The 26,201-nt window shown below is 72.6% G+C and carries 22 protein-coding genes; 10 read left to right on the top strand and 12 right to left on the bottom strand.

The genetic code is table 11. The annotated features are described in order from the left end of the window. Positions 1-67: 67 nt before the first annotated feature. Entirely contained in the window at positions 68-1,864 is a 1,797-nt protein-coding gene (locus tag EG812_RS09465) for a potassium channel family protein (protein ID WP_126711343.1), read from the top strand. Between the two features lie 110 nt (positions 1,865-1,974). Here EG812_RS09465 and EG812_RS09460 read toward each other — a convergent pair whose 3' ends face one another. Beyond that, entirely contained in the window at positions 1,975-3,207 is a 1,233-nt protein-coding gene (locus tag EG812_RS09460; protein ID WP_126711342.1) for an APC family permease, read from the bottom strand. A 9-nt stretch (positions 3,208-3,216) separates the two neighbouring features. Further along, a complete protein-coding gene (locus tag EG812_RS09455; protein ID WP_013736199.1) occupies positions 3,217-3,984 on the bottom strand; it encodes a phosphatase PAP2 family protein in 768 nt (255 codons plus the stop codon). A 59-nt stretch (positions 3,985-4,043) separates the two neighbouring features. Here EG812_RS09455 and EG812_RS09450 point away from each other — a divergent pair, with 59 nt between their 5' ends. Next, entirely contained in the window at positions 4,044-5,309 is a 1,266-nt protein-coding gene (locus tag EG812_RS09450) for a DUF4032 domain-containing protein (RefSeq protein WP_081476211.1), read from the top strand. Positions 5,310-5,316: 7 nt separating this feature from the next. On the opposite strand, the gene nagA is transcribed toward EG812_RS09450, so the two are convergent. The 3 genes from nagA to EG812_RS09435 are packed head-to-tail and all read right to left on the bottom strand — an operon-like array spanning position 5,317 to position 8,344. Beyond that, positions 5,317-6,426 (bottom strand): N-acetylglucosamine-6-phosphate deacetylase, encoded by a 1,110-nt coding sequence (nagA, locus tag EG812_RS09445; protein WP_013736197.1) that lies wholly within the window; start codon positions 6,424-6,426, stop codon positions 5,317-5,319. Next, positions 6,423-7,364: an ROK family protein gene (locus EG812_RS09440; protein WP_233579443.1), complete on the bottom strand. Its 942-nt coding sequence runs from the start codon at positions 7,362-7,364 to the stop codon at positions 6,423-6,425. Before EG812_RS09440 ends, nagA begins: the two co-directional genes overlap by 4 nt. Before the next feature lie 50 nt (positions 7,365-7,414). After that, positions 7,415-8,344: an SIS domain-containing protein gene (locus EG812_RS09435; RefSeq protein ID WP_126711340.1), complete on the bottom strand. Its 930-nt coding sequence runs from the start codon at positions 8,342-8,344 to the stop codon at positions 7,415-7,417. Positions 8,345-8,532: 188 nt separating this feature from the next. Here EG812_RS09435 and EG812_RS09430 point away from each other — a divergent pair, with 188 nt between their 5' ends. From EG812_RS09430 to EG812_RS09405, 6 genes are all read left to right on the top strand, one after another. Continuing rightward, a complete protein-coding gene (locus EG812_RS09430; RefSeq protein WP_013736194.1) occupies positions 8,533-9,318 on the top strand; it encodes a DeoR/GlpR family DNA-binding transcription regulator in 786 nt (261 codons plus the stop codon). Positions 9,319-9,499: 181 nt separating this feature from the next. Beyond that, positions 9,500-10,510 (top strand): ABC transporter ATP-binding protein, encoded by a 1,011-nt coding sequence (locus EG812_RS09425; protein ID WP_043722103.1) that lies wholly within the window; start codon positions 9,500-9,502, stop codon positions 10,508-10,510. Beyond that, positions 10,507-11,520 carry an ABC transporter permease subunit gene (locus tag EG812_RS09420; RefSeq protein WP_126711339.1) on the top strand — a complete coding sequence of 338 codons (1,014 nt, stop codon included), beginning with the start codon at positions 10,507-10,509 and terminating at the stop codon, positions 11,518-11,520. The genes EG812_RS09425 and EG812_RS09420 overlap by 4 nt, the downstream gene beginning before the upstream one ends. A gap of 195 nt (positions 11,521-11,715) precedes the next feature. Continuing rightward, positions 11,716-12,105, top strand: a complete 390-nt coding sequence (locus tag EG812_RS09415; RefSeq protein ID WP_013736191.1) for a DUF3263 domain-containing protein — start codon at positions 11,716-11,718, stop codon at positions 12,103-12,105. An 81-nt stretch (positions 12,106-12,186) separates the two neighbouring features. After that, the gene (locus tag EG812_RS09410) at positions 12,187-13,161 is read left to right on the top strand and encodes a hypothetical protein (protein ID WP_013736190.1); all 975 of its coding nucleotides are present in this window, start codon (positions 12,187-12,189) and stop codon (positions 13,159-13,161) included. Positions 13,162-13,265: 104 nt separating this feature from the next. Then, complete coding sequence (locus EG812_RS09405; protein ID WP_013736189.1) at positions 13,266-13,775, top strand: GNAT family N-acetyltransferase; 510 nt, start codon at positions 13,266-13,268, stop codon at positions 13,773-13,775. Positions 13,776-13,778: 3 nt separating this feature from the next. On the opposite strand, the gene EG812_RS09400 is transcribed toward EG812_RS09405, so the two are convergent. The 7 genes from EG812_RS09400 to EG812_RS09370 are packed head-to-tail and all read right to left on the bottom strand — an operon-like array spanning position 13,779 to position 22,022. Beyond that, the gene (locus EG812_RS09400) at positions 13,779-16,112 is read right to left on the bottom strand and encodes an AAA family ATPase (protein WP_126711338.1); all 2,334 of its coding nucleotides are present in this window, start codon (positions 16,110-16,112) and stop codon (positions 13,779-13,781) included. Positions 16,113-16,149: 37 nt separating this feature from the next. Then, the gene (locus EG812_RS09395) at positions 16,150-16,629 is read right to left on the bottom strand and encodes a hypothetical protein (protein WP_013736187.1); all 480 of its coding nucleotides are present in this window, start codon (positions 16,627-16,629) and stop codon (positions 16,150-16,152) included. 41 nt (positions 16,630-16,670) lie between these two features. Beyond that, a complete protein-coding gene (locus EG812_RS09390) occupies positions 16,671-17,423 on the bottom strand; it encodes a GTP-binding protein (protein WP_013736186.1) in 753 nt (250 codons plus the stop codon). Beyond that, the gene (locus EG812_RS09385) at positions 17,401-17,877 is read right to left on the bottom strand and encodes a DUF742 domain-containing protein (protein WP_013736185.1); all 477 of its coding nucleotides are present in this window, start codon (positions 17,875-17,877) and stop codon (positions 17,401-17,403) included. The genes EG812_RS09390 and EG812_RS09385 overlap by 23 nt, the downstream gene beginning before the upstream one ends. Beyond that, positions 17,874-18,344, bottom strand: a complete 471-nt coding sequence (locus EG812_RS09380; protein WP_013736184.1) for a roadblock/LC7 domain-containing protein — start codon at positions 18,342-18,344, stop codon at positions 17,874-17,876. The genes EG812_RS09385 and EG812_RS09380 overlap by 4 nt, the downstream gene beginning before the upstream one ends. Further along, positions 18,341-20,863, bottom strand: coding sequence for a sensor histidine kinase (locus EG812_RS09375; protein WP_126711337.1), 2,523 nt, complete (start codon positions 20,861-20,863; stop codon positions 18,341-18,343). Before EG812_RS09375 ends, EG812_RS09380 begins: the two co-directional genes overlap by 4 nt. Beyond that, positions 20,850-22,022: a hypothetical protein gene (locus EG812_RS09370; RefSeq protein ID WP_126711336.1), complete on the bottom strand. Its 1,173-nt coding sequence runs from the start codon at positions 22,020-22,022 to the stop codon at positions 20,850-20,852. The genes EG812_RS09375 and EG812_RS09370 overlap by 14 nt, the downstream gene beginning before the upstream one ends. A gap of 371 nt (positions 22,023-22,393) precedes the next feature. On the opposite strand from EG812_RS09370, the gene EG812_RS09365 reads away from it, so the two are divergent. Beyond that, a complete protein-coding gene (locus tag EG812_RS09365) occupies positions 22,394-25,258 on the top strand; it encodes an alpha/beta fold hydrolase (protein ID WP_126711335.1) in 2,865 nt (954 codons plus the stop codon). Beyond that, positions 25,258-26,181 carry an ABC transporter permease gene (locus EG812_RS09360; protein WP_233579433.1) on the top strand — a complete coding sequence of 308 codons (924 nt, stop codon included), beginning with the start codon at positions 25,258-25,260 and terminating at the stop codon, positions 26,179-26,181. Before EG812_RS09365 ends, EG812_RS09360 begins: the two co-directional genes overlap by 1 nt. The last annotated feature ends 20 nt before the right edge of the window (positions 26,182-26,201 follow it).

Below are 26,201 nucleotides of genomic sequence, written 5' to 3'. Positions count from 1 at the left end.
CGTTCCGCCGCTGACATGATCATTGCGGGGCTGCGCGGGTTGCGACCGGCTGACTACCATGCCGGACATGGCGGAGCCGCTGCTCGATCGGGCCCTGCGGGCCAGCCGCCGGTTGCGGGTCAACGGGGAGCCCCGGGCCCACTACGTGATCTGCGGTCAGGATCCCCTCGCCTACTGGGTGGTGCGCGCGCTGCGGGGCAGCGAGCCGCAGGCCGGGCGGCTGCGCATCACGCTGATCGTGCCGGGCCGGCAGCGTTCCCCCGCACCGGACGGCCGGGACCTGCCCGGCATCGAGGTGATCCGGGCCGACCGGCTCGACGAGCACACCTTCCGTCGGGCCAACCTGGCCGGTGCGGCCGGGCTGGCCCTGCTGCACCAGGACGACGTGGGCAACATGCACGCCGCGCTCTGCGCCCAGGAGGTCGAGCCCGGGTTGCGCCTGGTGGTGCGGATGTTCAACACCGGCCTGGCCAACGGGGTACGGCAGATCTTCCCCGACTCGGCGGTGCTGTCGGACGCCTCGATCGCCGCCCCGGCCTTCGTCGCCGCCGCGCTCGGCGAGGTCGCGCCGACCCATTTCCGGCACGGTGGTCGCACCCTCTACCTGGCGCGCCGGGAGGACGTACGCCCCAACGAGGTCGTCTGCGGGGTGGCCGACACCCGTGATCCGCAGCAGGACCTGGTGTTGCCGACCGACGACCGGGCGGCCGACGTGGTGCTCGCCGAGGCCGCCGGCCGGCCCGTCGGCACCGAGTTGGCCGCCCGCCGGCTGGCCCGGGCGCGGCGACGACGCCGACCGGTGGCCATGGTGCTCCGGGCGATCCGCAGCTTCGCCACCCGCAAGATCGGCATCACGGTCATCCTGCTGCTCGCGGTGGTGGGGCTCCTCGGCGGGTTGTACGCCAACGCGGCGCACGTCAGCCTGGCCGACGCGTTCTACCTGACCCTGGTCACCACCCTCACCGGGCAGGACCCGGACACCGCCAAAGGCGCCGCCGAGCAGGTCGTGCAGGTGATCCTCAACCTCGCCGGGCTGGCCCTGATTCCGTTGATCACGGCGGTGGTCGTCGACGGCGTGGTCAACGCCCGGCTGGCCCTGCACACCGGGCGGATCCTGCCCGAGCGGTCCGGGCACGTCGTGGTGGTGGGCCTGGGCAACATCGGCACCCGGGTGATGGCCCAGCTCAACGACTTCGGCGTCGAGGTGGTGGCGATCGACAAGAACCGGGACGCGCGCGGCGCCGGGCTGGCCCGGCGGCTCGGCGTACCGCTGGTGGTGGGGGACGCCGCCGAGGAGGAGACGCTGCGGGCCGCCTCGGTGGCCACCTGCCAGGCGCTGGTGGTGGTCTCCACCGACGACGGGGCCAACCTGCGGGCCGCCCTCAACGGCCGGACCATCAACGACCAGCTTCGCGTGGTGCTGCGGCTGTTCGACGGCCACTTCGCCGAGCGGGTCCAGCGCGCCTTCGGCATCGGCACCTCACGCAGCGTCTCCTACCTGGCCGCCCCGTCGTTCGCCGCCGCCCTGCTCGACCGGGCGGTGATCGCCACCATCCCGGTCGGTCGGCACGCCCTGCTGGTCACCGAGGTCGCGGTGGCGGCCGGTTCGGCCCTCGACGGCCGCCCCCTCGCCGCGGTCGGCAGGACCGGCAGCGTACGGCTGCTCGCGCACGCCCGCCCCGGCCAGCGCTACGACTGGTCACCCGACCACCGCCTGGTGATCGTGGCCGGGGACCGCCTGACCGTGGTGGCCCGACGCGCCGGCCTGAACGCCCTGCTCCGCGAGGCTGCCCCGCCCGAGGAGGAGATCACGCCCCCGGTCGGGACACCGCCGCTGCCGCGAGAGACCGAGGAGTCAGCGTGAGTCCGGCGTCTTGTCCGCAAGATCACGCTCGATCTGGGATCGAGTGGCGTTGCATTCACAACGAGACCACTCGATCCCGGATCGAGCGTGGCCATCGTCGACGCTCTGGTTCAGCGACGGGCTGGGCGCAGGGCGTACCAGGCTGAGCCGAGGGCGAGGACGCCGAAGCCGGCGAGCACGCTGCCCAGCGGCAGGTTGACCGCGAGCAGGATGCAGCCGACCAGCCCGGTCCCGGCGAGGGCCTGCACCGGCAGTTTCCGGTCCCGGTCCCGGCCGAGGGTCAACGCCGCCGCGTTGGTGATTGCGTAGTAGACGAGCACGGTGACGCTGGAGAAGCCGATCGCGTTCCGTACGTCGGCCAGCATGACCACCAGGATCACGACGGCTGCCACGGCCAACTCGGCGCGGTGCGGCACCTGGTGTACGGGGTGCACGGCGGCCAGGGCGGCGGGCAGGTCACGGCGGCGGGCCATCGCCAGGGTGGTGCGGCCGACGCCGGCCACCAGGGAGAGCAGCACGCCGGTCACCGCGACGGTCGCTCCGGCGCGGACCACCCAGGCCAGGCCGGGCAGCCCGGCGGCGGTCACCACGTCGGCCAATGGTGCGCCCGAGGCGGCGAGCCGCGCCGGGCCGAGCACGCCGAGGGCGATCACGGCCAGCGCCAGGTAGATGACCAGCACCAGGCCGAGGGCAAGCGGCACCGCGCGGGGGATGGTGCGTTCGGGTTCGCGTACCTCCTCGCCGAGGGTGGCGATGCGCGCGTACCCGGCGAAGGCGAAGAAGAGCAGGCCGGCGGCGGTGAGGACGCCCCGGGCGGAGCCGCCGGGCGCGTCGATCCGGGCGATCGAGACGTCGGCCGCGCCGGCCACCGCGACCAGGGCCAGCACCGCCAGCACGACCAGCACCAGGATGCGGGTGGCGGTGGCGGTCTTGGCGATGCCGCGCAGGTTCACGGCGGTCACCGCGACGACGGCGGCGACGGCGACGAGCCGGGCCTGCCCGGGCCAGAGGTACGCCCCGATGGTCAGCGCCATCGCCGCGCAGCTGGCCGTCTTGCCGACCACGAAACCCCAGCCGGCGACGAAACCGGCGTACGGGCCGAGCCGTTCCCGGCCGTACACGTAGGTGCCGCCGGACTCGGGGTAGCGGGCCGCGAGTCGCGCCGAACTGGTCGCGTTGCAGTAGGCGATGAAGCCGGCCAGTACCAACGCGGTCAACAGGCCGATGCCGCCGGCCGCCGCCGCGGCCGGGGCGAAGACCACGAAGATGCCCGCACCCAGCATCGACCCCAGACCGATGACCACGGCATCGGGTACGCCCAACCGGCGCGCCAGCTGATTCACAGCGGCAGCCTAGACAGGCTTGGTGAACGGCCGGTCCCAGTTTCGTGACCGGGCCGGCAGCGGCAGTTCGTCCCAGGGCACCCGGTGCAGGATCCGGTCCAGCAGCAGCCCCAGCAGCAGCCCGGCCACCGAGTCGCTGAGCCAGTGCCAGCCCAGGTAGGTGGTGGTGCACAGCACCACGGCCGGCGGGACGATCCGGATCGCCGGCACCACCCGGCGCGGCAGCCTCCGGCCGAGGGTCGCCAGCAGGGGCGCGAGCAGCAGCGCGATGACGCCGTACCAGACGATGGCGTTGGCCACGTGCCCGGACGGGTACGACTGAGCGAAGCGGACCGGCAGGTCCTCCTGGAAGAGCGGGAGGGTCTGCTCGGGCGGCAGGAACGGTTCCTTGATGCTGGCGCTCGGTGCCGGCCGGGCGGTCCACACCTTCAGCGGGCCGATGGTGAACAGGGTGAGCACGAAGGCGGCGACCGGGACGAACAGCGGGCGCACCGAACGCAGCCGGATCGCCAACAGCACCGACAGGCCGGCGGCGATCAGGGTCAGCGGGGTGCCCTGACCGAGGTAGTTGAGGATGATCGCGACCCACCGGGCGGCGGTGGGCCGGTGCGCGTCGGCCCAGTCGGCGACCGACCGGTCGATGCCGAAGAACCAGCCGGCGGCGAGTGCCACGGTCAGCCCGACGAGGGCGGCCAGCAGCAGTGCGTCGAACCACCAGCCGGCCGGTCGGACCGGTGCCAGGCGTACGCGTCCGCGTACCGTCGTGGTTTCTCGCACCCGATCACGCTACCGGCCGCGCGCGGCGGCCGGGTTCGGGCGGTGATCGCGGTGACTGTGTGCCCAGCCACGCGGGGAGGCGTTCCGGCGGGGAAAGCGTCAGACTTGACTGCGTGCGGATCACTTCGGCCCTCGTGGACCCGGCGTTGCTCGACCTGCCCTGGTCGACACCGCTGGAGCAGTGGCCGGCCGAGCACCTGGTCGCCCTGCCGCAGGGCATCTCCCGGCACGTGGTGCGCTTCGTCCGCCTCGGCGGGTACGTCTACGCGGTCAAGGAGACCGGGGAGCGGGTCGCCGAGCGGGAGTACGACCTGCTGCGCGCCCTGGAGCGGATCGACTTCCCGTCGGTGCAGGCGGTGGCGATCGTCGCCGACCGGGAGTCCGACTCCGGTGAACCGCTCGACCCGGTGCTGATCACCCGGCACCTTCAGTTCTCCCTGCCGTACCGGGCGTTGTTCTCGCACACGCTGCGACCGGAGACCATGGGCCGGCTGCTGGACGCGCTCGCCGCGCTGCTGGTCCGGATGCACCTCACCGGCTTCTTCTGGGGCGACTGCTCGCTGTCGAACACGCTGTTCCGGCGCGACGCGGGCGCCTTCGCCGCCTACCTGGTCGACGCCGAGACCGGGGCGCTGCGCAACGGTCTCTCCAACGGTCAACGTGGTGAAGACCTGGAGATCGCCCGGGTCAACATCTTCGGCGAGGCACTCGACCTGCAGGCCGCCGGTCTGCTGCACGACTCGATCGACCCGGAGGTGGTCTGCGAGGAGGTCGTGCAGCGCTACGAGCGGCTGTGGCACGAGATCACCTACGAGCAGCAGGTCGAACGGGACGCCCGACACGACATCGAGGGCCGCATCCGCCGGCTCAACGAGATGGGCTTCGACGTGGCCGAGGTGGCCATGTCGACAATCGGCAACGGGCGTTACCTGATCCGGCCGAAGGTGGTCGACGCCGGCTACCACCACCGGCGACTGCTCCGGCTGACCGGTCTGGACGCCGAGGAGAACCAGGCCCGTAAGCTGCTCAACGACCTCGACGCGTACCGGGCCGAGAGCGACCTGACCGACGAGCAGCAGGCCGCCCACCGCTGGCTGACCGAGGTGTTCGAGCCGGTGGTCCGGGCCGTCCCCGCGCACCTGCGCCGCAAGCTGGAGCCGCAGGAGTTGTTCGCCCAGATCATCGAGCACAAGTGGCTGCTCTCCGAGCGGGCCGGCCGGGACGTCGGGATGCGTCACGCCGTGCAGTCGTTCCTCACCGAGGAGTTGGTGCACCGCCCCGACGAGCAGGCGGTGCTCGGCGTGGAGATTCCCGCACCCCGCTGATGCGGGGTCACTGGACCCAGGTGCCGCCGCGCATCACCCGGACGACGTTCAGGTCGTTGTCGAGCACCACCAGATCGGCGCGCAGGCCGGGTTGGAGGGCACCGACCTGGTCGCCGAGGCCGATGGCGAGCGCCGGGGTGGTGGAGACCATGCGTACCGCGTCGGGCACCGGGATGCCGGCGGCCACCGCGTGCCGCAGGGCCGCGTCCATGGTGAGGGTGCTGCCGGCGATCGCACCGTCGCCGGCCAGTCGGGCCACCCCCTCGGCGACGGTCACGGCCTGGCCGCCGAGTTCGTACTCGCCGTCGGGCATGCCGGCGGCGGCCATCGCGTCGGTGATCAGCGCGCAGCGTTCCGGCCCGGCGGTGGAGGTGGCGAAGGTGAGCGTCCCGTCGTGCAGGTGCACTCCGTCGGCGACCAGTTCGCAGATGACGTTCGGAGTGCTCAACAGCGCCACGACCGGCCCCGGCTCGCGGTGGTGCACCGGACGCATGCCGTTGAACACGTGCGTGCCGACGCTCGCGCCTGCCGCGATGGCGGCACGGGTCTGTTCGTACGTGGCGTCGGTGTGACCGACCGCGGCGACCACGCCGTGTCCGGTGAGCAGTTCGATGGCGGCCAGCGCGCCGGCCCGCTCCGGCGCGACGGTGACCATCCGCACCGCCCCGTCACCCAGCTTGATCAACTCGGTCAGCTCGTCGGTGGACGGGTCGCGGAGAAACTGCGGGTTCTGCGCGCCGCAGCGGGCGGCGGACAGGTACGGCCCCTCGAAGTGGATGCCGGCCAGCACCCCGTCGCGGACCAGCGGCGCGAAGGCCGACGTGGCCGAGCGCATCAGCTCGAAGGGAGCGCTGACCAGGCTGGCCAGCAGGCTGGTCGTGCCGTGGCCCAGGTGGAACGCGGCGGCGGCCCGGGCGGAGTCGGCGTCGCCGGTGGTGAAGGTGTGCCCGCCGCCGCCGTGGGTGTGGATGTCCACGAAGCCCGGCACGACCCAGTGCCCGTCGCGTACCGACGGGTACTCGGCGACCGCGGTGATCCGGTCGCCCCTGACCTCGACGCAGCCCTGCCGGACGACCCCGCTCGGGGTCACCACCTTGCCGTTCACCCGTACGGTCATGAGTCCTCCAACTGGTCGAGGGCGAGCAGGGCGGCACCGAGGCAACCGGCCTCGTCGCCGAGGGCGGCCGGGACGAGTCGTGGCTCCCGGTGAAAGGTCAGGCGCTCGCGCAGGGCGGTGCGCAGCGGGTCGAACAACCCGGGGCCGGCCTGGGCGAGGCCGCCGCCCAGCACGATCGTCTGCACGTCGTACAACGCCTGTCCGGTCGCGAGGCCGTCGGCCAGCGCCTCGACGGCCTCCCGCCAGACCCGGGTGGCCAGTTCCTCGCCGGCGGCCGCCCGGTCGGCGACCTCGGCGGCGGTGACCACTGTCGGTCCCGGTGTCGGCCCGGCAGCGGACCCGCCGTCCGACGTGGTGTCGGCGTCGCCGGTCGTGCCGGCGGCGAGTGCGGTGTAGCGGCGGGCCACGGCCGAGGCGGAGGCGATCGCCTCCAGGCAGCCGGAGCGTCCGCAGCCACAGCGCGGACCGCCCGGGCGGACCAGGATGTGGCCGAGTTCTCCGGCGGCGCCGTGTGCGCCGGTGGCCGCCGCTCCGGCGACCACGTGCGCGGCGGCGATGCCGGTACCGATCGCCACGAACAGCACGTGCCCGGCGTCGCGGCCGGCACCGAGACGCGCCTCGGCGAGGCCGCCGGCGCGTACGTCGTGGCCGAGCGCCGTGGGCAGGCCGAGCCGGTCGGTGGCCAGGTCCCGCAGCGGTACGTTCCGGAAGCCGATGTTCGCCGACCAGACGGCGACGCCACGGGTCTGGTCCACGATGCCCGGCACCACGATGCCGAGCGCGGTCGGGGTGAGCCCGGCCGTGCGCGCCGTGCCGACCAGCCCGTCGGCGACCGCGAGGATCGTGTCGACCACGGCCTCGGCCCCACGGTCGGCACCGGTGGGGTGCCGTTCGGCGTGCACCACGGCACCGTCCGGACGGATCAGCGCGCACTTCATCCCGGTGCCGCCCACGTCCAGCGCGACGACGACCCTGCCGTCGCGCTCGCTCACGCGAGCACCACGGACCGGCTCAGGTGCCGGGGCGCGTCGGGGTCGAGCCCGCGACTTGTCGCCAGTGCGACGGCGAAGCGCTGCGCCAGGATCAGGTCGGCCATCGGGTCGACCGGGTTGCGTCCGGCGGCCCAACGACCCAGCACGGTACGGACCCCGTGGGTGCGGCTGTGCACGAAGGCCGCGCCGGTGGCGGCGACGTCCTCGGGCAGTCCGTCGGGCAACTCGCCGAAGGCCCAGACCAGCCGCCCGGGGGCGGCCACCGAGATGGGGCCGTGCCGGTAGTCCATCGCGGGGTACGCCTCGGCCCAGAAGGTGGCTGCCTCCCGGCACTTCAGTGCCGCCTCCTGGGCCAGGCCGATCGTCCAACCGCGGCCGAGGAAGGTGACCTGTTCGATCAGGCTCGGGTCGATCGGCAGCGGGGCGCGGACGGCGACCTCCGCGTCGGCGACCAGCGCGTCGATGTTGTCGCCGAGCTGTGCACGCAGCAGCGCCAACGCGGTGGTGGCGAAGCGGGTCTGCACCACCGACCGTTCGTCGGCGAACGGCAGGGGCACCGCGGCGTCGGCGAGGCTCACCGCCGGGGAGGCGGGGTCACCGACAAGCACCGTGGTCGGGATTCGCCCGCGCAGCGCGGCGAGCAGGTCGAGCACCTCCGTGGTGGTGCCGGAGCGGGTGATCGCCAGCAGCCGGTCGTAGCGGCGGCCGGTCGGGAACTCGCTGGCCTGGAAGGCGTCCGTCTCGCCGTGGCCGGTGGCCTCGCGGCGGGCCGCGTACGCCTTCGCCATGAACCACGACGTGCCGCAGCCGACGACGGCGACCCGTTCACCGTCGCGCGGCAGCCGGTCGAGGACTGTCGGAGCGAGGTCGGCTGCCTGGTGCCAGCAGTCCGGCTGGCTTGCGATCTCCGCGTGGACGTACGCCATGAGAACTCCTCGCAGCGGCTGCGCAATATGGCTCGTTTGACCCGTCTTTCGCGCGTTATTCTGCGCGAAACTCGATGGAAATAGCAACCGCAGGCTTGATCGAGCAGTGTCGGGTTTTGCTGTTTCCGCGTTTTGAGCACTAGTGTGCACGCAACCAATCACATTCGTGCAGACACGGAGGTCCCGGGGTGGACCGTTACGCGAGATGGAACGCCCTGCTCGAGATGCTGACCGAGTCCGGTCGGGTCACCGTCGAGGAGGCCGCTGACCGGCTGGACGTTTCCCAGGCCACCATCCGGCGGGACTTCGACCAGCTCGCCCAGCAGCAGATGATCACCCGCACCCGGGGTGGCGCGGTCGCGAACGGGGTCTCCTACGACCTGCCCCTGCGCTACAAGACGGCCAAGAACTCCGCGGAGAAGCAGCGCATCGGCGCCGCCGCCGCGGCGCTTGTCACGCCGGGCACGGTGGTCGGCCTCAACGGCGGCACCACAAGCACCGAGGTGGCTCGGGCGCTGGCCGTCCGGCCGGATCTCAACACCAACGCCGAGGGCGCCCAGCTGACCGTGGTCACCAACGCCCTCAACATCGCCAACGAGCTGCTGGTCCGCTCCCGGATGAAGGTCGTGGTCGCCGGTGGGGTGGTGCGGCCCAAGTCGTTCGAGCTGGTGGGGCCCCTGGGTGGGGCGCTGCTGCGCGAGGTGACCCTGGACGTCGCGCTGCTCGGCGTGGACGCCATCGACCCGCACCTCGGTGCCGCTGCCCACCACGAGGGCGAGGCGGCGATGAACAACCTCATGGTGGCCCGGGCCAAGCGAGTGGTGATAATCGCTGATTCGTCCAAGCTGGGCGGTCACGCCTTCGCCCGGATCTGCCCGGTCGACCGGGTCGAGACGCTGGTCACCGACTCGGGCGCCACGCCCGACGTGGTCGACGCCTTCCGCGCCGCCGGCGTGCACGTCATCTGCGCCTGAGGCATTTCCTGGTCAAGCCTCCGGCGCGTCGCAGGGGGTCCTTCCAGCAGAACTTCGCGTGTTCTGGCAGGCTTCGGCGTGGCGCTGCATACCGGGTATTGCCTTCGGGTGCATACCGAGTATGGTGTCGTGGTCGCCCCCGCAACGGCGGGCGCCCCACACCCAACGGGGGAGGTGCAGCTTGCCAGCTGTCCTGGAAATCGAAGGTCTACGAAAGACGTACCGCAGTCGACGACGCGGCACCCGCAATGCCCTGGACGGCTTCGACATGCGGGTCGAAGCCGGGGAGGTGCACGGCTTCCTCGGCCCCAACGGGTCGGGCAAGACCACCACTCTGCGTACGCTGCTCGGGCTGATCCGCTCCGACGGCGGCCGGATGTCCATTCTCGGCCAGGAGGTGCCGGCGGCGCTGCCCCAGGTGGCCCGTCAGGTCGGCGCGATCGTGGAGAGCCCGCAGTTCTTCCCGCACTTCAGCGCCCGTGACACCCTCTCCCTGCTGGCCAGCGCCGATGAGGTGCCGGCCCAGCGGGTCGACGAGGTGCTGGAACTGGTCGGCCTGCGCGACCGGGCCGGCGAGCGGGTCAAGACGTACTCGCTCGGCATGAAGCAGCGGCTCGCCGTCGCCTCGGCCCTGCTCAAGAGCCCCAGGCTGCTGATCCTGGACGAGCCGGCCAACGGCCTCGACCCGGGCGGCATCCGGGAGATGCGTACGTTGGTGCGCAACCTCGCCGAGTCGGGAATGACTGTGGTGCTCTCCAGCCACATCCTCGGCGAGATCCAGCTGATCTGTGACTCGGTCACCATCATCTCGCTGGGCCGCCGGGTCGCCTTCGGCCCGGTCGACGAGGTGCTCGCCCAGCACTCCTCCGGCGGGGTCCGGGTCCGGCTGGAAGCCGTCATGGACCTGCCGCTCGCCGCGAACGCGCTGCACGGCAACGGTTACCGGGTGACCGCGAACCAGGACCACCTGATGGTCTCCGGAGTGGACAAGCCGGCCACGATCACCCGGCTCCTGGCCGAACAGGGCCTCTACGTCAGCGAACTCGCCCCGGTCACGGTCGACCTGGAGAGCGTCTTCCTCGAGTTGACCAACACCGCGCCGGTTCCCGGCCAGCACCGGCAGGTCGACCATTCCGTACGAGTCGATGGGGCGGCGCCGTCCGCGCCCACCGGGGGAGGTTGGGGCGCGTGAGTCTCTTCCGTACCGAACTGCGCCGGCTGGCCAAGCGGCGCTTCACCCGCTGGATGACCGCGGGTGGCCTGCTGATCCTGGCCCTCGTCGTGGTCGGTCTGTTCGTCACCAACGAGAAGATCGGCACCGAACAGTGGGCTGAGGCCAGGCGGGCCGCCGACAGCAGCCATGCCGAGCAGGTGCGGTGGGCCGAGCAGGAGCGCGCCAACTGCGAGCGGGCCAAGGCGGCGGGCGAGAACGTCGACTATTACCCGGCCGACTGCGCGTCGATCGCCCCACCGGCACGGGAGGACATCCAGGACGAGTGGTATCTCCCGTCGACCTTCGTCTTCAAGGCCAACGTTCCGGACATGCTCGTCACTCTCGCGGGCATCCTGGCCATGGTCGGCTTCGTGGTGGGCGCCTCCTTCATCGGTGCCGAGTGGAACACCGGCGGAATGATGAACCTGCTGCTGTGGCGACCGAAGCGGTTGAGCGTCCTGCTGACGAAGCTGGGAGCGTTGCTCACCGGGATGCTCGCCGTGGCGCTGTCCGCCTCCGTGGCGTGGTTCGGCATTCTCTGGCTGATCGCCAACTGGCGCGGGACAACGGACGGGATGACCTCCGGTGTCTGGCAGTCGTTCCTGCTCACCGGGCTGCGCGGGGTCGTGTTGGTGCTGGTCGCGGCAACCGTCGGCTTCGCCCTGGCCTCGCTCGGCCGGCACACCGCGATGGCACTGGGCGGGGCGGTCGCGGTCATGGTGGTCGGCCAGGCCGGGCTCGCCATCCTGCTCGACCTGGCCCAGGTCCGATTCGGCGAGGCGTGGCTGTTGCCCACGTACGTGTACGCCTGGATGACCAAGACCTTGACGCTTGAGGACTGGCGGTCCTGCAACGCCTCCTACACCGGTGAGTGCAACCCGGCCACCCTGGACATCACCTGGCAGCACTCGTCGATCCTGTTCACGGTCGCGGTGGTGCTGTTCCTCGGCGGGGCGCTCTGGACGCTCCGTCGGCGGGACATCACCTGATGATCATGACCCGGTGAGGGGCCCGTGGGCGCGATCTCTCCCCGGATCGCGCCCGCGGGCGGTGCCCTGGCCCGCCACCTGCCGGCGCGGCACGCGCATCGGCGCGCCGCGCTGCTGGTGCGTCGGCTGTGACCTGTGGTTAGGCTGGGAACCCGGTTGGCGTCGCCCGTGCCGGCCGCCCCCGTGAGGAGCCCCATGTCACCCGCCGACGCCACCCCGACAGCGGAGAGCCCCGACGCCCGGGTGTCGACCAGCGCCGGTGCGGACACTGCCGCGGTGCCGCCCCCGCGATCGGCCCCGGACGACGAGTCGCTACCCCCGAGCACCCCCGATGCCGTCACCGCCGAGGCGACCGACACTCTTGCCGATCGGGAGCGGGAGATCCTCGCGTTCGAACGGCAGTGGTGGCGGCACGCCGGTGCCAAGGAACAGGCCATCCGGGATCGTTTCGGTCTCTCCGCCACCCGCTACTACCAGTTGCTCAACGCGCTGCTGGACAATCCGGCGGCGCTGGCCGCCGACCCGGTGCTGGTCGGCCGGCTACGACGGCTGCGTGCGTCCCGGGCCCGCAACCGCCGCCGCTGAGCCCACCGCCCGCCGAGCCGAAACGGCACCGAGGGCATGTCGGGGCGTCGGGCGGGTAGCCGGGGCGCGGAGGTGGCGGCGATGACCCGAGGTGACCCCGCCGGTTCGAGGCGGACCGGGGTGCAGGTGACGCACCCGGGCAGCGGCACGGGGCCGCCCGAGGCGACGGCCGACGAGCGTCGGCGCGGCATGGCCGTCGGATCCGCGCCGACCATGCGGGTACGCTCCGCGTCCGCTCCACCACCCGGCAGTACGGTCAACGAGGACGTGGTGTTCCAGTTCGGCCCCCTGGTCGGAGTGCTGGACGGGGCGACCGTGCCGGAGGGCTTCGACACCGGCTGCGTACACGGGCCGCAGTGGTACGTCCGGCACCTGGCCGCCCGGCTGGGGCTGGCCGAGGCGGCTCGGCCGGCGGCGACGCTGGTGAGCAACCTGGCGGCGGCGATCCTGGCGGTTCGCGCCGACCACGGCGACCAGTGCGATCTAGATCATCCGGGTACTCCGGCCAGCACCGTCTGCCTGCTGCGCGACGGCGGTGATCAGGTGGACTACCTGGTGCTCTGCGACAGCCCACTGGTGCTCGACACCGGCGACCGGGTCGACGTGATCGTCGACGACCGGCTGGCCTCTGCGGCGGCCGGCCTGCGGGGCACCGCCGCCACGCTGCCCGAGTCGACCGACCGGGCCACCCGGTTGCGGCACGCTGTGTCGGTGCAACGGGAGCGGATGAACCGTACGCACGGCTACTGGGTCGCGGCCGCCGATCCGGACGCGGCGTACCACGCGGTGGTCGGCAGCCTGCCGTTGCGCGGCCCGTCGGCACTGCGCCGCGCGGTGCTGCTCAGCGACGGAGCCTCCGTCGCCGTGGAGGAGTTCGGGCTGTTCGACTGGGGTGGCCTGCTCGACGTGGTGTCCGCCGAAGGGCCGGGTGGGCTGATCGCCCGGGTGCGGGCCGCCGAGCGGGACCATCCCGACCGGTTGCGCCGGCACAAACGGGCCGACGACGCCTCCGCCGTCTACTGCGAATTCGACCGGCCGGACGACACCGGAATGTGAGGCAGTACCCGATTTCGGCCCGACCGGCCGATCCATTGCACCAGAGGTGCACCTCCTCGCCAACCCGGTGGACTTCCGCTGCCGGGCGCGGAAGACTCCGGCACGTGACGGGTGCGGTCCGGTTGGAGCCGGTGGACGAGCAGAACCTCGAACCGTTGCTCTCCGTAGCGGTCGCCGAGGCGGAACCGGCCGACGTGATGCCGCCGGTGGCGGCACCGGCCGGCTGGTCGCACGCGCGGCGGGAGGCGTTCCGGGAGTTCCACCGGGCCAGCTTCGGTGGGCTCGACGCGGCCACCCGCACCGCCATGTACGCGATCATCGCCGGCGGCGAGGTGGTCGGGATGATCCGGATGACCCGACGCGACGAGCCCGACGTCGTCGAGGTGGGCATGTGGCTCGGCCGCTCCGCCCGCGGCCAGGGCATCGGCGCGGCGGCGTTGCGCGAGTTGTTGAACCTGGCCGCCGCGGCCGGCATGCGGGTCGTGGTCGCCGACACCACACCGGAGAATCGCGGGGCCCTGTCGGTGCTGGAGAAGTGCGGCGCGAAGCTGCGCGAGGACGGCGACCGGGTGCACGCTGAGATCCACCTCGACGCGACACCACCGGCACTCTAGGGCTCAGCCGCGCTGCTCGGCGTACGCGGCCAGCCACGCCACCTGGGCCGGGTCCAGGGACGGCCGCACCCGGGCCCGGGCGGTCTCCACGTGTGCGGCGGTGACCGTGGCGGCGGTCAGCGACTCGCGCATCGCCGCCAGGGCCGCCTCCCGCACCAGCGCCGCGCAGTCGGCGGCCGAGAAACCGTCCAGGTCGGCGCCGAGCGCACCGAGGTCGACGTCCTCGGCGAGCGGCACGTTGCGCGCGGCGGCGCGCAGGATCGCCGCGCGGGCCTCGGCGTCCGGTGGCGGCACGTAGACCAGCCGTTCCAGCCGACCCGGGCGCAGCAGCGCCGGGTCGATCAGGTCGGGCCGGTTGGTCGCGCCGACCACGACGACGTTGCGCAGGGCCTCCACCCCGTCCAACTCGGTGAGCAGGGCGGCGACCACCCGATCGGTGGTGCCGCCGTCGGTGGCCTGGCCGCGTACCGGGGCGAGGGCGTCCAGCTCGTCGAGGAAGACAAGCGTGGGTGCGGCCTCCCGGGCCCGGCGGAACAGTTCGCGTACCGCCCGTTCGCTCTCGCCGACCCACTTCGACAGCAGCTCCGCACCCTTGACCGAGAGCACGTTCGCCCGGCCCGACCCGGCCAGCGCGGTCACCAGGTAGGTCTTGCCGCAGCCGGGCGGCCCGTAGAGCAGCACCCCGCGCGGCGGCTGCACGCCGAGCCGGGCGAAGGTGTCCGGGTAGGTAAGCGGCCAGAGCACCGACTCGGTCAACTGCTGTTTGACCTCGACCAGGTCACCGACGTCGTCGAGGGTGACCCGGGCCAGTTCCAGGGTGGAGGCGGCCATGCTTGTCGGCCGGACCACCTCCAGGGCGGCGGTGAAGTCGGCCATCCGTACCGTCGGGTTCTCGTCCGACTTCTGGCGCAGCGCCGCGCGGATGCCGGCTTCGCGGACCAGCGCGGCCAGGTCGGCGGCGACGAAACCGGGCGTACGCCCCGCCACCTCGTCCAGCCGTACGTCGTCGGCGAGCGGGACCGGGCGGGTCAGCACGGTCAGCTGCTCCCGGCGCAGGGCGGCATCGGGCAGGGGTACGTCGATCCGCAACGAGAGCAGGTCCGGGGCGCGCATCGCCGGGTCGAGGGCCTCCGGCCGGCTGGTGGTGCAGACCACCGCCGCGCCGGCCTGCACGATCTGGGCGAGGCATTGACGGAACACGGTCGCCACCGGCCCCGGGGTGTCCGCCGGGGCGAGCGCCTCCACGTCGGTGACCAACAGCACGGCCGGGCCGTCGGCGATCACCTCCGCGGTGGTCGCCCGCAGCCGGGCGGCGGCCGAGGAGTTGCTCAGGGCGGCGATCTCGGGCGCCCAGAGGGCATGCACCCGGGCACCGACCTGGGCGGCGACCGCCCGCACCAACGCCGACTTGCCGGAACCGGCCGGACCGCTGACCAGCACCCCGAGCGCCACGGTGGTGCTCAACCGGCCCAGCACCTCGCGGTGGTGAAAGCCCAGGTCGAGCAGTTCGGTCAGCTCCTCGGCCTGGGAACGCAGGCCGGGCAGTTCGTCCACCGACGCCACGTGCTCGGTCGACTCGCCGCCCGACCAGCCTGCGGATGCCGCGTCGGCATCGACGTCACCGGCCTGGCCGGCATCGAACCCGCCGAACCGAACGGCGGTGTCGAACCGGGACGTGTCGGTGGGCGACGGCGTGCCCATGCCACCGGCACCGGCCAGGGACGCGGCGCGACCGGCCAGCGAGCCGGCGACACCGTGGGTGCGGGCCCCGTGCTCCCAGCCGACTGTGGTGTCCATGGTGACCAGGGCACCGACCTCGGGTTCGGCGGCAACGACCCGCAGCAGGGTGCTGGTCCAGGCATAGCCGACCCGGGTCGACAGGCTGCGCCGGGCCACTTCGACCAGGCTGCGCGTCGCGGCGTCGGGCAGCACGTCCTGGGGCAGCAGCGACACGTCGTCCCCGGTGGTGACCACCTTGCCCAGCAGCGCCAACCGGAGCATCTCCGGGGAGACCACCGCGACGACCTCCGCCGGCCCGGCGAGCAGCACCCGGGCCGCCGCGACGGTCGGAGCGGCGCTAACCCGCACCTGGCCGCCGTCGCGTACGCCGAGGTTGCCCAGCATCAGGTCGTCGGCGTGCAGCAGGGCGCTGCTCGCGGTCGGCTCGGCCGGGGCGACGATCCCGGCGGTCACCCGCCGGCCGGTCAACCGGACCGGATCGCCCGGCCGCAGGCCCAGCGCGGTGAGCACCTCGGGGTGCAGCCGGACGATGCCGCGCCGGGCGTCCAGTGCGGCCGCCCGCAGGCTCGCGGTCAAGGTCAACTCGGGTTCGCCCATCGCCCGACCCTAAACGGCCCGACCATCCCGTGTGCGGTCAGCCCGGCGGACCCTCGCTGGTGAGCAAGGACGGGTCGCGGCGGATCAGCTCGGCCAGCCGGGCCGCCGGGTCGCCGGTCAGCGACTCCTGGCGGGCGGGCCAGCCGGCGACGGTATTCGCCGACAACGGCCAGGACGGCGGTGCCGCCACTGGTTGCCCGGTGACCGTCACCTCCTGGCCGGTCCAGGCCACCCGCAGGTCGTACGCCTGCCCGTCGTGGTCGATCCGGGCGGTGACCGCCGTGCCCGGATGGACCGCGACGGCGGCCCGCAGCGCCTCGGCGACATCGTCGAGCACGTGCCCGCCCGCCTCCCGGGGCGGAGCCCAGCCGGTCCCGTCGTTCCGTCCGCCGGCACCGGACGGGGGTGTCCCGTCCGCCGACCCGGATTCGCCGTCGGCCGGTTCGGTGGACCGGAGACGCAGTGCCTCCTCGCGCCGCCGCATCCGGGCCAGGGTTTCGTCCAGCCCGCCTCGCATCCGCCTCACCCCTTCCCACGAGGGGCTCCGAGCCGGTCGGCTCAGGCCCGCTTGTCCCGGGTGGCCCGGGCCAGCGCCCGGTCCAGGACGACCAGAAGGGCGTCCCGTACCGAGAGTCGATCCCGGGCGTCGAACTGCACCAGAGGTACATGGTCGCCGATCGCCAGGGCCCAACGGATGGCGCCGAGGTCGTGCGCCAGCCGCCCGTCGAAGGCGTTCACCCCGACCACGAAGGGCAGCCCGGCCCGTTCGAAGAAGTCGATCGCCGGGTAGCAGTCGTCCATCCGGGCGCTGTCGACCACCACGAGCGCGCCGAGTGCGCCGCGCGCCAGGTCGTCCCACATGAAGCCGAAGCGGGCCTGACCGGGCGTGCCGAACAGGTACAGCTTGAGACTGCGGTCGATGGTGACGCAGCCGAAGTCCATCGCCACGGTGGTGGTGGTCTTGTCGAAACGCTGTCCCGGATCGTCGACCCCGATTCCGGCGATGGTCATCTCCGCCTCGGTGGTCAGCGGATCGATCTCCGAGATCGACGCCACAGTGGTCGTCTTGCCGACCCCGAACCCACCCGCGATCAGGATCTTGACCGGGATCGGTGGCGCGGGGCGCGATGGCGTACCGGTCGCGGCCGGCGCGGCGGCCGGCGGATGGTACGGCTGAGGCGGCGGCAGACTGGCCCGCCCCACCACCGGTGGCGGGGTGGGTGCCGGACCGCCGTAGCGGGCGGTGGCGCTGTTGGCGGAGAGCGCGCCCTGCGGGGCGACCGGCCAGTCAGGAGATTGCACGGAGTCCATCAATCACTCGCAGGATGACGTCGGGGTCGAGGGCGTCGTCGGTGTCGGTGACGTGCACGTCGAGATGGCCAGCGGCGCGCAGGTCCCCCACCAGCACCCGGGTCACGCCGAAGTGCAGCCGGGTCTTCGCGGAGATCTCGGCGACCGAGATCGGCTCACTGCAGAGCGCCACGATCGCCTGAAGCTCCGGAGCCAGCCGGGCGGCTGACAGGTGCCACGCCTCGGCGTCCGACCGGACTGTCACCTGGGTTTCCAGGCCGATCGTCGGGTCCGCCCCGGCCACCCGGCCGGCGGTGAGCACGAACGGGCGCAGGCCGGTCGGCTCGGCCGTCTCCGGCTCCGCCCCGAACGCCGCCGGTGCCCCCTCGGCGTCACCGACCGGGGAGGACGCGCGCAGATAGGGCCGGATCCGGGGCTCCGGCCCTGTCTGCTCACCGGCGGCGTCGTGAGTCACTGCTGGACGGAATTCTTGAGTTCGGCGATCAGACGCGGGGTGAGAGCACTGCCGGCCCGACCGGCGAAGAGCGTCATCTCGTAGGCCACGGTGCCGAGGTTGGCCGACCGGTCGGCCACCACGCCGAGCACCGAGCCGCTGCTGATCGCGCTGATCAGCAGGTACCCCTCGGCCATGTCCACCACGACCCGGTTCAGCCCGCCGAGGGCGTACCAACTGGCGGCGCCGCCGGCCAGGCTGGTCATGCCGGAGACCACGGCGGCGAGCCGTTCCGCGTTGGACCGGTCCTTGATCGCGGACATGGCCATCAGCAGCCCGTCCGACGAGACGGCGATCGCCTCCAGCACGCCCGCCGTGCTGGACGTGAAGGTGTCCAGCAGCCAGTTGAAGGTGCGGGCCTCGGGGCTGAGGTCACCGACCGGGTGGCTCGAGTGGTCGAGGTTCTCGTGTACGTGCGGACTGGTCAATGTGGCGTTCCTTCGTCGTTGCTGCGGTCTGGACGGACATCGCGCAGAGCCCGGGCGACGCCGTTCTCGAACGCGTTGATGAGATCGCGCACCTCGGCCGGGTCGCCGGGGTGGTCGGTGAGCTGCTGCCGGTTGGGCGTCGTGACCAGATTCGCGCCGGGAACCCGCCGGGTCAGGTGGGCCGGAGCGCCGGACGGTGCGGGAGCCACCGGCTCGGGGTGAGCGTGCCCCCGCTGCTGTTCGGCTCGGCGTACCCCGGACTCGAACTGTTCGACAAGGGTGCGTGCGGCGGCCGGGTCGGCGGTGGTGGCGTCCGCCGGACCGATCCGGGGGGTGATCCTCGGCAGGCTGGCGCCGGGAACCCGCTGCCGGATCCCGGGCGGCGGGGTGGTGGCACCGGGCGGTGCCGGCGGAACCGGTGTCTGCTGCGTCACAGCCGGGTCGGCTTCGACGCGGGCAGCGGTGGCGAAGGCGTCCCACGACTCGGCCAACTCGATACTCGCGGTGGCCCGGGTCAGCAGCCGCTGGTCGAACCCGCCCGGCCCGCCGGTACCGGCCGCCGCCAGCCCGTCCCCGGGCCGGGCAGGGCTGGCGGGTACCGGTTGCGATGGCGTCGGCAGGGCGGGCCGGACGGTGATCGGGGTGGTCCGCAGATCCGGCTCGGGCGTGCCGAGCACCAGGTCCGGCCGAGCGATCGACAGGGTGGCGGAAACCCCGCCGCCCGGGGTGGCGGAGAGTACGACCCGCCAGCCGTGTCGACGGGCCAGCCGACCCACCACGAACAGCCCGAGCACCTCGGTCGGGACGAGGTCCAGCCGCTCCCGCCGGGTCAGCCGGGCGTTCTCGTCGGCCAGCCGAGCCTCGGTCATGCCGATGCCGTGGTCGACCACGGTCAGCCGGGCACCGTCCTCGGTCAGTTCGCCGTTGACCACCACCCGGGTGTGCGGCGGGGAGAAGACTGTGGCGTTCTCCATCAACTCGGCAAGCGCCAGCACCAGGTCACCGACGATCGCCGGCGCCGCCGAGACCTCGCCGGGAACCTGCACGTCAACCCGGGTGTAGTCCTCGATCTCGCCGAGGGCCAGGCGGACCACGTCGGCGAGCGGGACCGGCGCGGCGTGCACCACGTCGCCGGCCGCGCCCGAGAGCACCACCAGGTTGCCCGCGTTGCGCCGCAGCCGGCTGGAGATGTGGTCGAGCCGGTACAGGTTCTCCAACCGCCCCGGCTCGGTCTCCTGCTGCTCCAACCGGTCGATCAGGGCGATCTGGCGGCCGACGAGGTTCTGCGTACGCCGACCGACGTGACCGAACATCTGGGCCACGTTGCGTCGGCTCGCCACCTGCCGTTCCACCAACTGGGCGGCCGTGGTCTGGACCCGTTCGAAGGCCCGGGCCAGGTCGCCGATCTCGTCGCGGCCCCGGATCTCGACCCGGTCCAGACGGATCGACTGGGCCTGGTCCGCCTCGTCGTCGGCGACCCGCAGCAGCTCGGATTCGGCGACCCGGGCGACCCGGTCGGCGGAGCGGGTGAGCCGGGTCAGCGGCCGGGCGACCGCCCGGCCGATCACCAGGGCGAGCAGCCCGACGACGAGCAGGATCACCAGGACCAGGGCGGTCACCCAGTACGCGGCGGACAGCGCGGCCTGCCGCTCGGCGCGTACCTCGGCGGTGACGTCGGTGACCAGCTTCTTCTCCACGAACTGACCCAGGGTGATCAGCGAGGAGGTGGTCGGGTAGAGCGCCTCGATGGGAATCCGGGACGCCGCGGTGACCGGGTCCAGGGCGCTCTGTTCGAGGAAGTCCTCACCGGCACGGGCGTCCACCGCGGCCTGCTCGATGTCCATCAGCACCAGCTGTTCGGGGGTGAGCAGGCCGAGCATCTGGTTGCTGTCCGCCCGCAGGGTGGCCATGTTTGCCACGAAGGCGGTGGCGAGCGCCGGATTCGGGTCGGCGGCGATCAGCACGATCAGGGCGGCACCGGCGCTGATCCCTTCGCTCTTGCGCAGGATGCGGTCCAGGGCCAGCACCTGCCGGCCGACCGAGGTGCGGGTGTCCACGTCGTACGGCAGCCGCAACGAGTCGATGAGTGCGAGGTGCACCGGCGCGTACGTGCCCAGGATCTGGTCGACGGTGGCGTGGTTGGCGAGCAGGGCCGTGCGTACGGGTGCCAGTTGCCGGACCCCGTCGAGCGCGGCGGTCACCGCGGGGGTCAGGTCGTCGCCCAGCTCCGCCCGCAGGTCGGCGACCAGGTCGTCCACCTTCGCGATCTCCTGGACCAGGTCGCTGCGGTCGGCCTGGCGCAGTAGCAGACCGACGGCGAGCATCCGTTCCCGTTGCAGGTGTTGCAGCAGGGTGCCGACCCGGTTGGCGACCTGCACGGTGCCGGCGATGTCGTCGGCCCGCTGTGCCACCCCGACCCGCTCCCAGACCACCGGCAGGGTCAGCCCGAGCATGCAGAGCACGGGGACGAGCACCAACAGGGCGAGCTTGCCCCGGATCCGAAGCCTATCGAGCAGCATCGAAGGGCCTCCAGCGATCCGGGTCGGATCCCTGTCCGACCGGCACCGGCGGTCGTTGCGCCGCCATCTGCTCCCAGTGGCTGTCGGACGGCCGGTCCGAACCGGCACGCTCCGGCTCGTTGCCGGGCGCGTCGACGGTGCCCGGGTTGTCCCTCGGACGAGACAGCCAGCTGGTCACCGCGAGCGCGATCAGCAGCAGCCCGGCGACCCCACCCGCGCCGAGGACCAGCAGGTTGTCCCGGTTCAGCTCGTCGAGCCGCTCGGCCAGCAGTCGGTCGATCTCGTCGAGCAGGACCGGCTGGAGCTGCTTGGCGGCTTCCTGCGCCTCCAGTCGGGCCCCGGTGAGCCGGACCACGTCGAGCTTGCCGGTCTGGTCGGGTTGGGAGGTCAGCGCCATCGCTTCGACTCCCCGCTGGTAGGCGTCGAACGAGCTGAGCACGTTCGCGCCCAGGTCGGCGCTCTCCGAGCTGTCCATCACCGCCCGAAGGTTGTTGACCAGGTCGTTGGCGGGTTGGAGGGCGGCGACCCGGTGGGCGGCCAGCTCACCGAAGGAGCGCAGCTGGTCGGTGGCGGGTCGCCGTTCGATGAGCGTGGCCAGGTCGGTGAGCCGCCCGGCGGCGACCAGGGCCTCCGGCATCTCCTCGCCGACGCCGTCCTGGAGGAAGTGCGAGTCGGCGCCGGCGTCCCGGATCAGACCGCTGCTCTCCCGCACCTTCGTGTGCAGGGCCAGCAGCAGGTCGGTGACCTCGCGGTAGGCGGCGAAGGCGGCCTCCGGGTCCGTCAGCGAGCGTTCCGGCAGCGCCTCCAGCTTCGCCCGGATGCCGGCCCACCGTTCCCCGGTGCGTAGCTCGCCGCCGATCCGGGCGTCGACCGCCGCGACCTGTTCGATCGCCTGTTCCAGGACCTGCCGGGGCAGCGGTCTGCGGGCGATGGCGGCGCTCTGCGCGTTGACAAGCGCCTCGGTGACCGGCGCGAGGGCTCGCAGGTACTCCACCCCCAGCCGTTCCCGCTCGACGACCTCGCGGTCGGCGTCGACGAGCCGGTGGGCCTGCACGGTGAGCAGCGCCACCGGGAGTAGCAGCGCGACGCTGAGCAGCAGCGGCAACAGCCGACCCCGGGTCCGGGGTCGGCGACGGACCCGCGGAGCGGGAACGGTCATGATGATCTCCTTGGGCGGTCGGCGCAGGTGCGGCAGCGGCGTCGACGAGCCGGTCCCGTGCGCCGGACCGGAAACTAATCGAACACCGTTGGTCCGGTACCGGCCTCTCGGGTCGGCTTTGCGTCACTTCCCGCGAGGTGACGCAGCCTCATCGGATCGATCACCGTGGGTGCTGTTCTTGCGAGGTATTAGACGTACTTCCATATGGATTCCGATAGAAGGTAGGAATTTCCACAATGGGAAGTCGTCCCAAAGGTTGGCCCGATGGACGATGTGCGGTCGACCCCCTCCCGGGTGACGTTCGGCTGAACAGAACGGACGTACGGCGGAACTCAGCTAATACACAGGTTCTGCGCCGTACCGTGTGGCGAATGAAATCGCCGATCTCGGCCGCGCGGCTGCGCCGTGCCCTGCCCACCGGTCGCCGGGCCGTCGCGGTGTCGGTGGCCGTCGTCCTGCTGGCCGCCGTCGTGGTCTGGGCCGCCTGGCCGGATCGCCCGGGTTTCCGCACCGAGTCCGCGATGCTCACCGTCGCGTCCGGACCGAGCGGCAACGAGCCGGTCGACCTGGACACCACGTTGTACCTGCCGAATGACGCCGAGGCGGACCGGAAGGTGCCGGCGGTGCTGCTCGCCCACGGCTTCGGCGGCACCAAGAACTCGGTCCGTACCGACGCCGAGGAGTTGGCCGACCGGGGCTACGCGGTGCTGACCTGGACCGCGCGAGGGTTCGGCCGCAGCGGGGGCCAGATCCATCTGGACAACCCCGACTACGAGGTACGCGACGCCCAGCGCCTGCTGGACTGGCTGGCCGCGCGGCCGGAGATCCGTACCGACGGCGACGGTGACCCGCGGGTGGGCGTCGTCGGCGGCTCCTACGGCGGCGGCCTGGCGCTGCTGCTGGCCGCCCAGGACCAGCGGGTGGACGCGATCGTCCCGATGATCACCTGGAACGACCTGTCCCGCGCGTTCCTGCCGGAGAGCACCGGCGGGGAACCGACCCGTGGGGTGTTCAAGTCCGGCTGGGCCGGCATCTTCTTCGGCGGCGGCGGGAACGTGGGCTCCGGTCCGGCGGGGATCTCCGGCAACACCGCCGAGGCCCCGGAGGGGGCACCGGCACCGGGCCCGCCCAGCCCGGCACCGGGGCAGGGGCCGGGCACCGCACCGGGTGCCCCGACCACCGCCGCCATCCCGGACCCGGCGTGTGGCCGGTTCGCCCCCGACGTGTGTGCCGCGTACCTGAGCATCGCCGTCACCGGGCAGGCCGACCAGGCCGCCGTCGACCTGCTGCGGCGCTCCAGCCCGGCCGGGGTGCTGGACCGGATCAAGGCGCCCACCCTGCTGGTGCAGGGGGCGGCGGACACTCTCTTCCCACTCGGCGAGGCCGACGCCAACGCCCGGGGCATCGCCGCCAACGGCACCCCGGTGCGGGTCGCCTGGTTCACCGGCGGCCACGACGGCGGGGCGGGTCCGCGTACCGACTCCGACCGGGTGAAGTTCCTGACCGCCCAGTGGCTCGACCACTACGTCGCGGGAACGGCCGCCACGCCGGGAGACAGCTTCACCTTCTCCCGGATCGCCGGCTTCGACGCGCTGGACCGGGGACTGGTGGCGACCGGCTACCGCACCACCGACTACCCGGGCCTGAACGGGCAGTCCCGGCAGGAGGTGGCGCTCGCCGGGCCGCCCCAGCCGGTCGCCAACCCGCCCGCCGGCAACCCGGCGGCGATCTCCTCGGTGCCCTTCGCCGGCTCGCTGAGCTCGCTGCTCAGCGGGGTGGCCGCCGACATACCGGGCCAGCACGCCCGGTTCGACTCCGAGCCGCTGACCGAGGCCGTCGACGTGGTCGGGTCGCCCACCGTGCAGATCCGCGCGGCGTCGCCCACCGGCGAGGCGGTGCTCTTCGCCAAGCTCTACGACGTCAATCCGGAAGGGGCGGCCACCCTGCCGAGTGGGCTGATCGCCCCGATCCGGTTGACCGGCCTGCCGACCCAGGTCGCCGAGGCCACACCGGTGACGGTCACCCTGCCGGCGATCGTGCACCGGGTCGAGGCCGGGCATCGCCTCCGGTTGGTCCTGGCCACCTCGGACCAGGCGTACACCACCCCGGTCGAGCCGACCGTCTACCAGGTCGCGGCCACCGGCCCGGTGAGCCTGCCCGCCGTCGACGCCGAGCCGATCCCCACCGAGGCGGTGCTCTGGCGCTGGATCCTGGTCGGGCTGCTCGCCGCGATCGTGCTCGGGCTCGTCGTGCTCGTGCTCCTGTTGCGCCTGCGGCACCGCCGCCAGGACACCTCGGTGCACCCGGAGTACGCGGACACGCCGCTGGCCGTGCGCCATCTGCGCAAGGAGTACGCCGACGGCTTCGTCGCCGTCTCCGAGGTGGACTTCGAGGTGCACCCCGGTCAGGTGGTCGGCCTGCTCGGGCCGAACGGTGCCGGCAAGACCACCACCCTGCGGGTGCTGATGGGGCTGACCCAGCCGACCGCCGGAGAGATCTACGTCTTCGGGCACCGACTGGTCCCCGGCTCGCCGGTGCTCTCGCGGATCGGCGCACTGGTCGAGGGACCCGGCTTCCTGCCGCACCTGTCCGGGCTGGAGAACCTGAAGGCGTACTGGCGGGCGACCGGGCGACCGGAGGCCGACGCGCACTTCGACCAGGCGTTGGAGATCGCCGGGCTCGGCTCGTCGGTGCACCGCAAGGTGCGCAAGTACAGCCACGGCATGCGCCAGCGGCTGGCCATCGCCCAGGCCATGCTCGGCCTGCCCGAGTTGCTGGTGCTCGACGAACCCACCGACGGGCTGGACCCGCCGCAGATCGCCGAGATGCGCCGGGTGCTCCAGCGCTACGCCACCGACGGGCGAGCGGTGCTGGTCTCCAGCCACCTGCTCGCCGAGGTGGAGCAGACCTGCACCCACGCCGTGGTGGTCAACAAGGGCCGGATCGTCGCCTCCGGACCGGTCGAGGAGATCGTCGGTGACTCGCCAAGCGTGCTGTTCGAGGTGAGTGATCCGGCGGCGGCCCGGGAGGTGCTTGCCGATCTCGGCGGGGTGCGGGTGCTCGACGACACCGACGGGCAGCTGGTGGTCGACACGTTCGGCACCGCCCGCAGCGAGGTGGTGGCCGAGTTGGTCCGGGCCGGGATCGGAGTGGACCGGGTGGTGCCTCGGCGCCGCCTGGAGGACGCCTTCCTCGCCCTGGTGGGGGAGAACTCTCGGGGAAGCGGGGACCGGTGATGGCGGGATCGACTGTCGACCCCACGCACGGCGGAGGCGAGCCCACGTCGGCCGCCGGCCGCGGGGTGGCCGCCTCGGGTGCCGGGGCCGGTTACCGGCCCTCGCGGACCCTGCCGTTCGCGGCGGAGTTCCGGCGGCAGGCGTCGCGGCGGCGTACCCAACTGGCGCTCGGCTTCATGGTGCTGCTGCCGTTGATCATTCTGATCGCCTTCCAGTTCGACACCGGGGACGACGACAGTGGCCGGGGTGAGTTCGGCAGCCTGGTCTCCTTCGCCACCTCCGGCGGGCTGAACTTCACCCTGTTCACCATCTTCGTGTCCGCGTCGTTCCTGCTGGTCGTGGTGGTGGCGCTGTTCTGCGGCGACACGGTGGCCAGTGAGGCGAGCTGGGGCAGCCTGCGTTACCTGCTGGCGATTCCGGTGCCGCGGGCCCGGCTGCTGACGATCAAGCTGTTGGTCGCGTTGACCTACTCGGGGTTGGCGCTGGTGCTGCTCGCCGGCACGGCCCTGCTCATCGGCACCCTCCGGTACGGCTGGTCGCCACTGCGCAGCACGGTCGCCGCCCAGTTGGAGCCGGGCGAGGGCCTGCTGCGGCTGCTCGCCGTCCTCGGCTACCTCGCGGTGGTGCTGCTGGTCGTCGCCGGTCTGGCGTTCCTGCTCTCGGTGATCACGGACGCCGCGCTCGGTGCGGTGGGTGGTGCGGTGCTGCTGTGGATCCTGTCCAGCATTCTGGACCAGATCACCGCGCTCGGCGCGATCCGGTCCTTCCTGCCCACCCACTACAGCACCGCCTGGCTGGGGCTGCTCTCCACACCGGTGCAGACCGACGACATCGTCCGTGGTGCCGTCTCCGCGATCTGCTACGCCACCGCTTTCTGGGGGCTGGCCTTCTGGCGCTTCACCCGCAAGGACGTCGTCTCGTAGCCCGGCCGCGCCGCAGGCTC

The organism is Verrucosispora sp. FIM060022 (assembly GCF_003977705.1).
GTDB classification, from domain to species: Bacteria; Actinomycetota; Actinomycetes; order Mycobacteriales; family Micromonosporaceae; genus Micromonospora; species Micromonospora gifhornensis.
Note: the sequence above shows the minus strand (reverse complement) of the source record. Positions and strands in the feature narration are given on the sequence as shown.

Excerpts from the sequence above, each read along its gene's own strand:
- EG812_RS09465 (WP_126711343.1), top strand. The coding sequence starts at position 68 with ATGGCGGAGCCGCTGCTCGATCGGGCCCTGCGGGCCAGCCGCCGGTTG.
- EG812_RS09400 (WP_126711338.1), bottom strand. The coding sequence starts at position 16,112 with ATGGGCGAACCCGAGTTGACCTTGACCGCGAGCCTGCGGGCGGCCGCA.
- EG812_RS09390 (WP_013736186.1), bottom strand. The coding sequence starts at position 17,423 with ATGGACTCCGTGCAATCTCCTGACTGGCCGGTCGCCCCGCAGGGCGCG.
- EG812_RS09415 (WP_013736191.1), top strand. The coding sequence starts at position 11,716 with ATGTCACCCGCCGACGCCACCCCGACAGCGGAGAGCCCCGACGCCCGG.
- EG812_RS09365 (WP_126711335.1), top strand. The coding sequence starts at position 22,394 with ATGAAATCGCCGATCTCGGCCGCGCGGCTGCGCCGTGCCCTGCCCACC.
- nagA (WP_013736197.1), bottom strand. The coding sequence starts at position 6,426 with ATGACCGTACGGGTGAACGGCAAGGTGGTGACCCCGAGCGGGGTCGTC.
- EG812_RS09435 (WP_126711340.1), bottom strand. The coding sequence starts at position 8,344 with ATGGCGTACGTCCACGCGGAGATCGCAAGCCAGCCGGACTGCTGGCAC.
- EG812_RS09360 (WP_233579433.1), top strand. The coding sequence starts at position 25,258 with ATGGCGGGATCGACTGTCGACCCCACGCACGGCGGAGGCGAGCCCACG.
- EG812_RS09395 (WP_013736187.1), bottom strand. The coding sequence starts at position 16,629 with ATGCGAGGCGGGCTGGACGAAACCCTGGCCCGGATGCGGCGGCGCGAG.
- EG812_RS09440 (WP_233579443.1), bottom strand. The coding sequence starts at position 7,364 with ATGAAGTGCGCGCTGATCCGTCCGGACGGTGCCGTGGTGCACGCCGAA.
- EG812_RS09375 (WP_126711337.1), bottom strand. The coding sequence starts at position 20,863 with ATGCTGCTCGATAGGCTTCGGATCCGGGGCAAGCTCGCCCTGTTGGTG.
- EG812_RS09410 (WP_013736190.1), top strand. The coding sequence starts at position 12,187 with ATGACCCGAGGTGACCCCGCCGGTTCGAGGCGGACCGGGGTGCAGGTG.
- EG812_RS09370 (WP_126711336.1), bottom strand. The coding sequence starts at position 22,022 with ATGACCGTTCCCGCTCCGCGGGTCCGTCGCCGACCCCGGACCCGGGGT.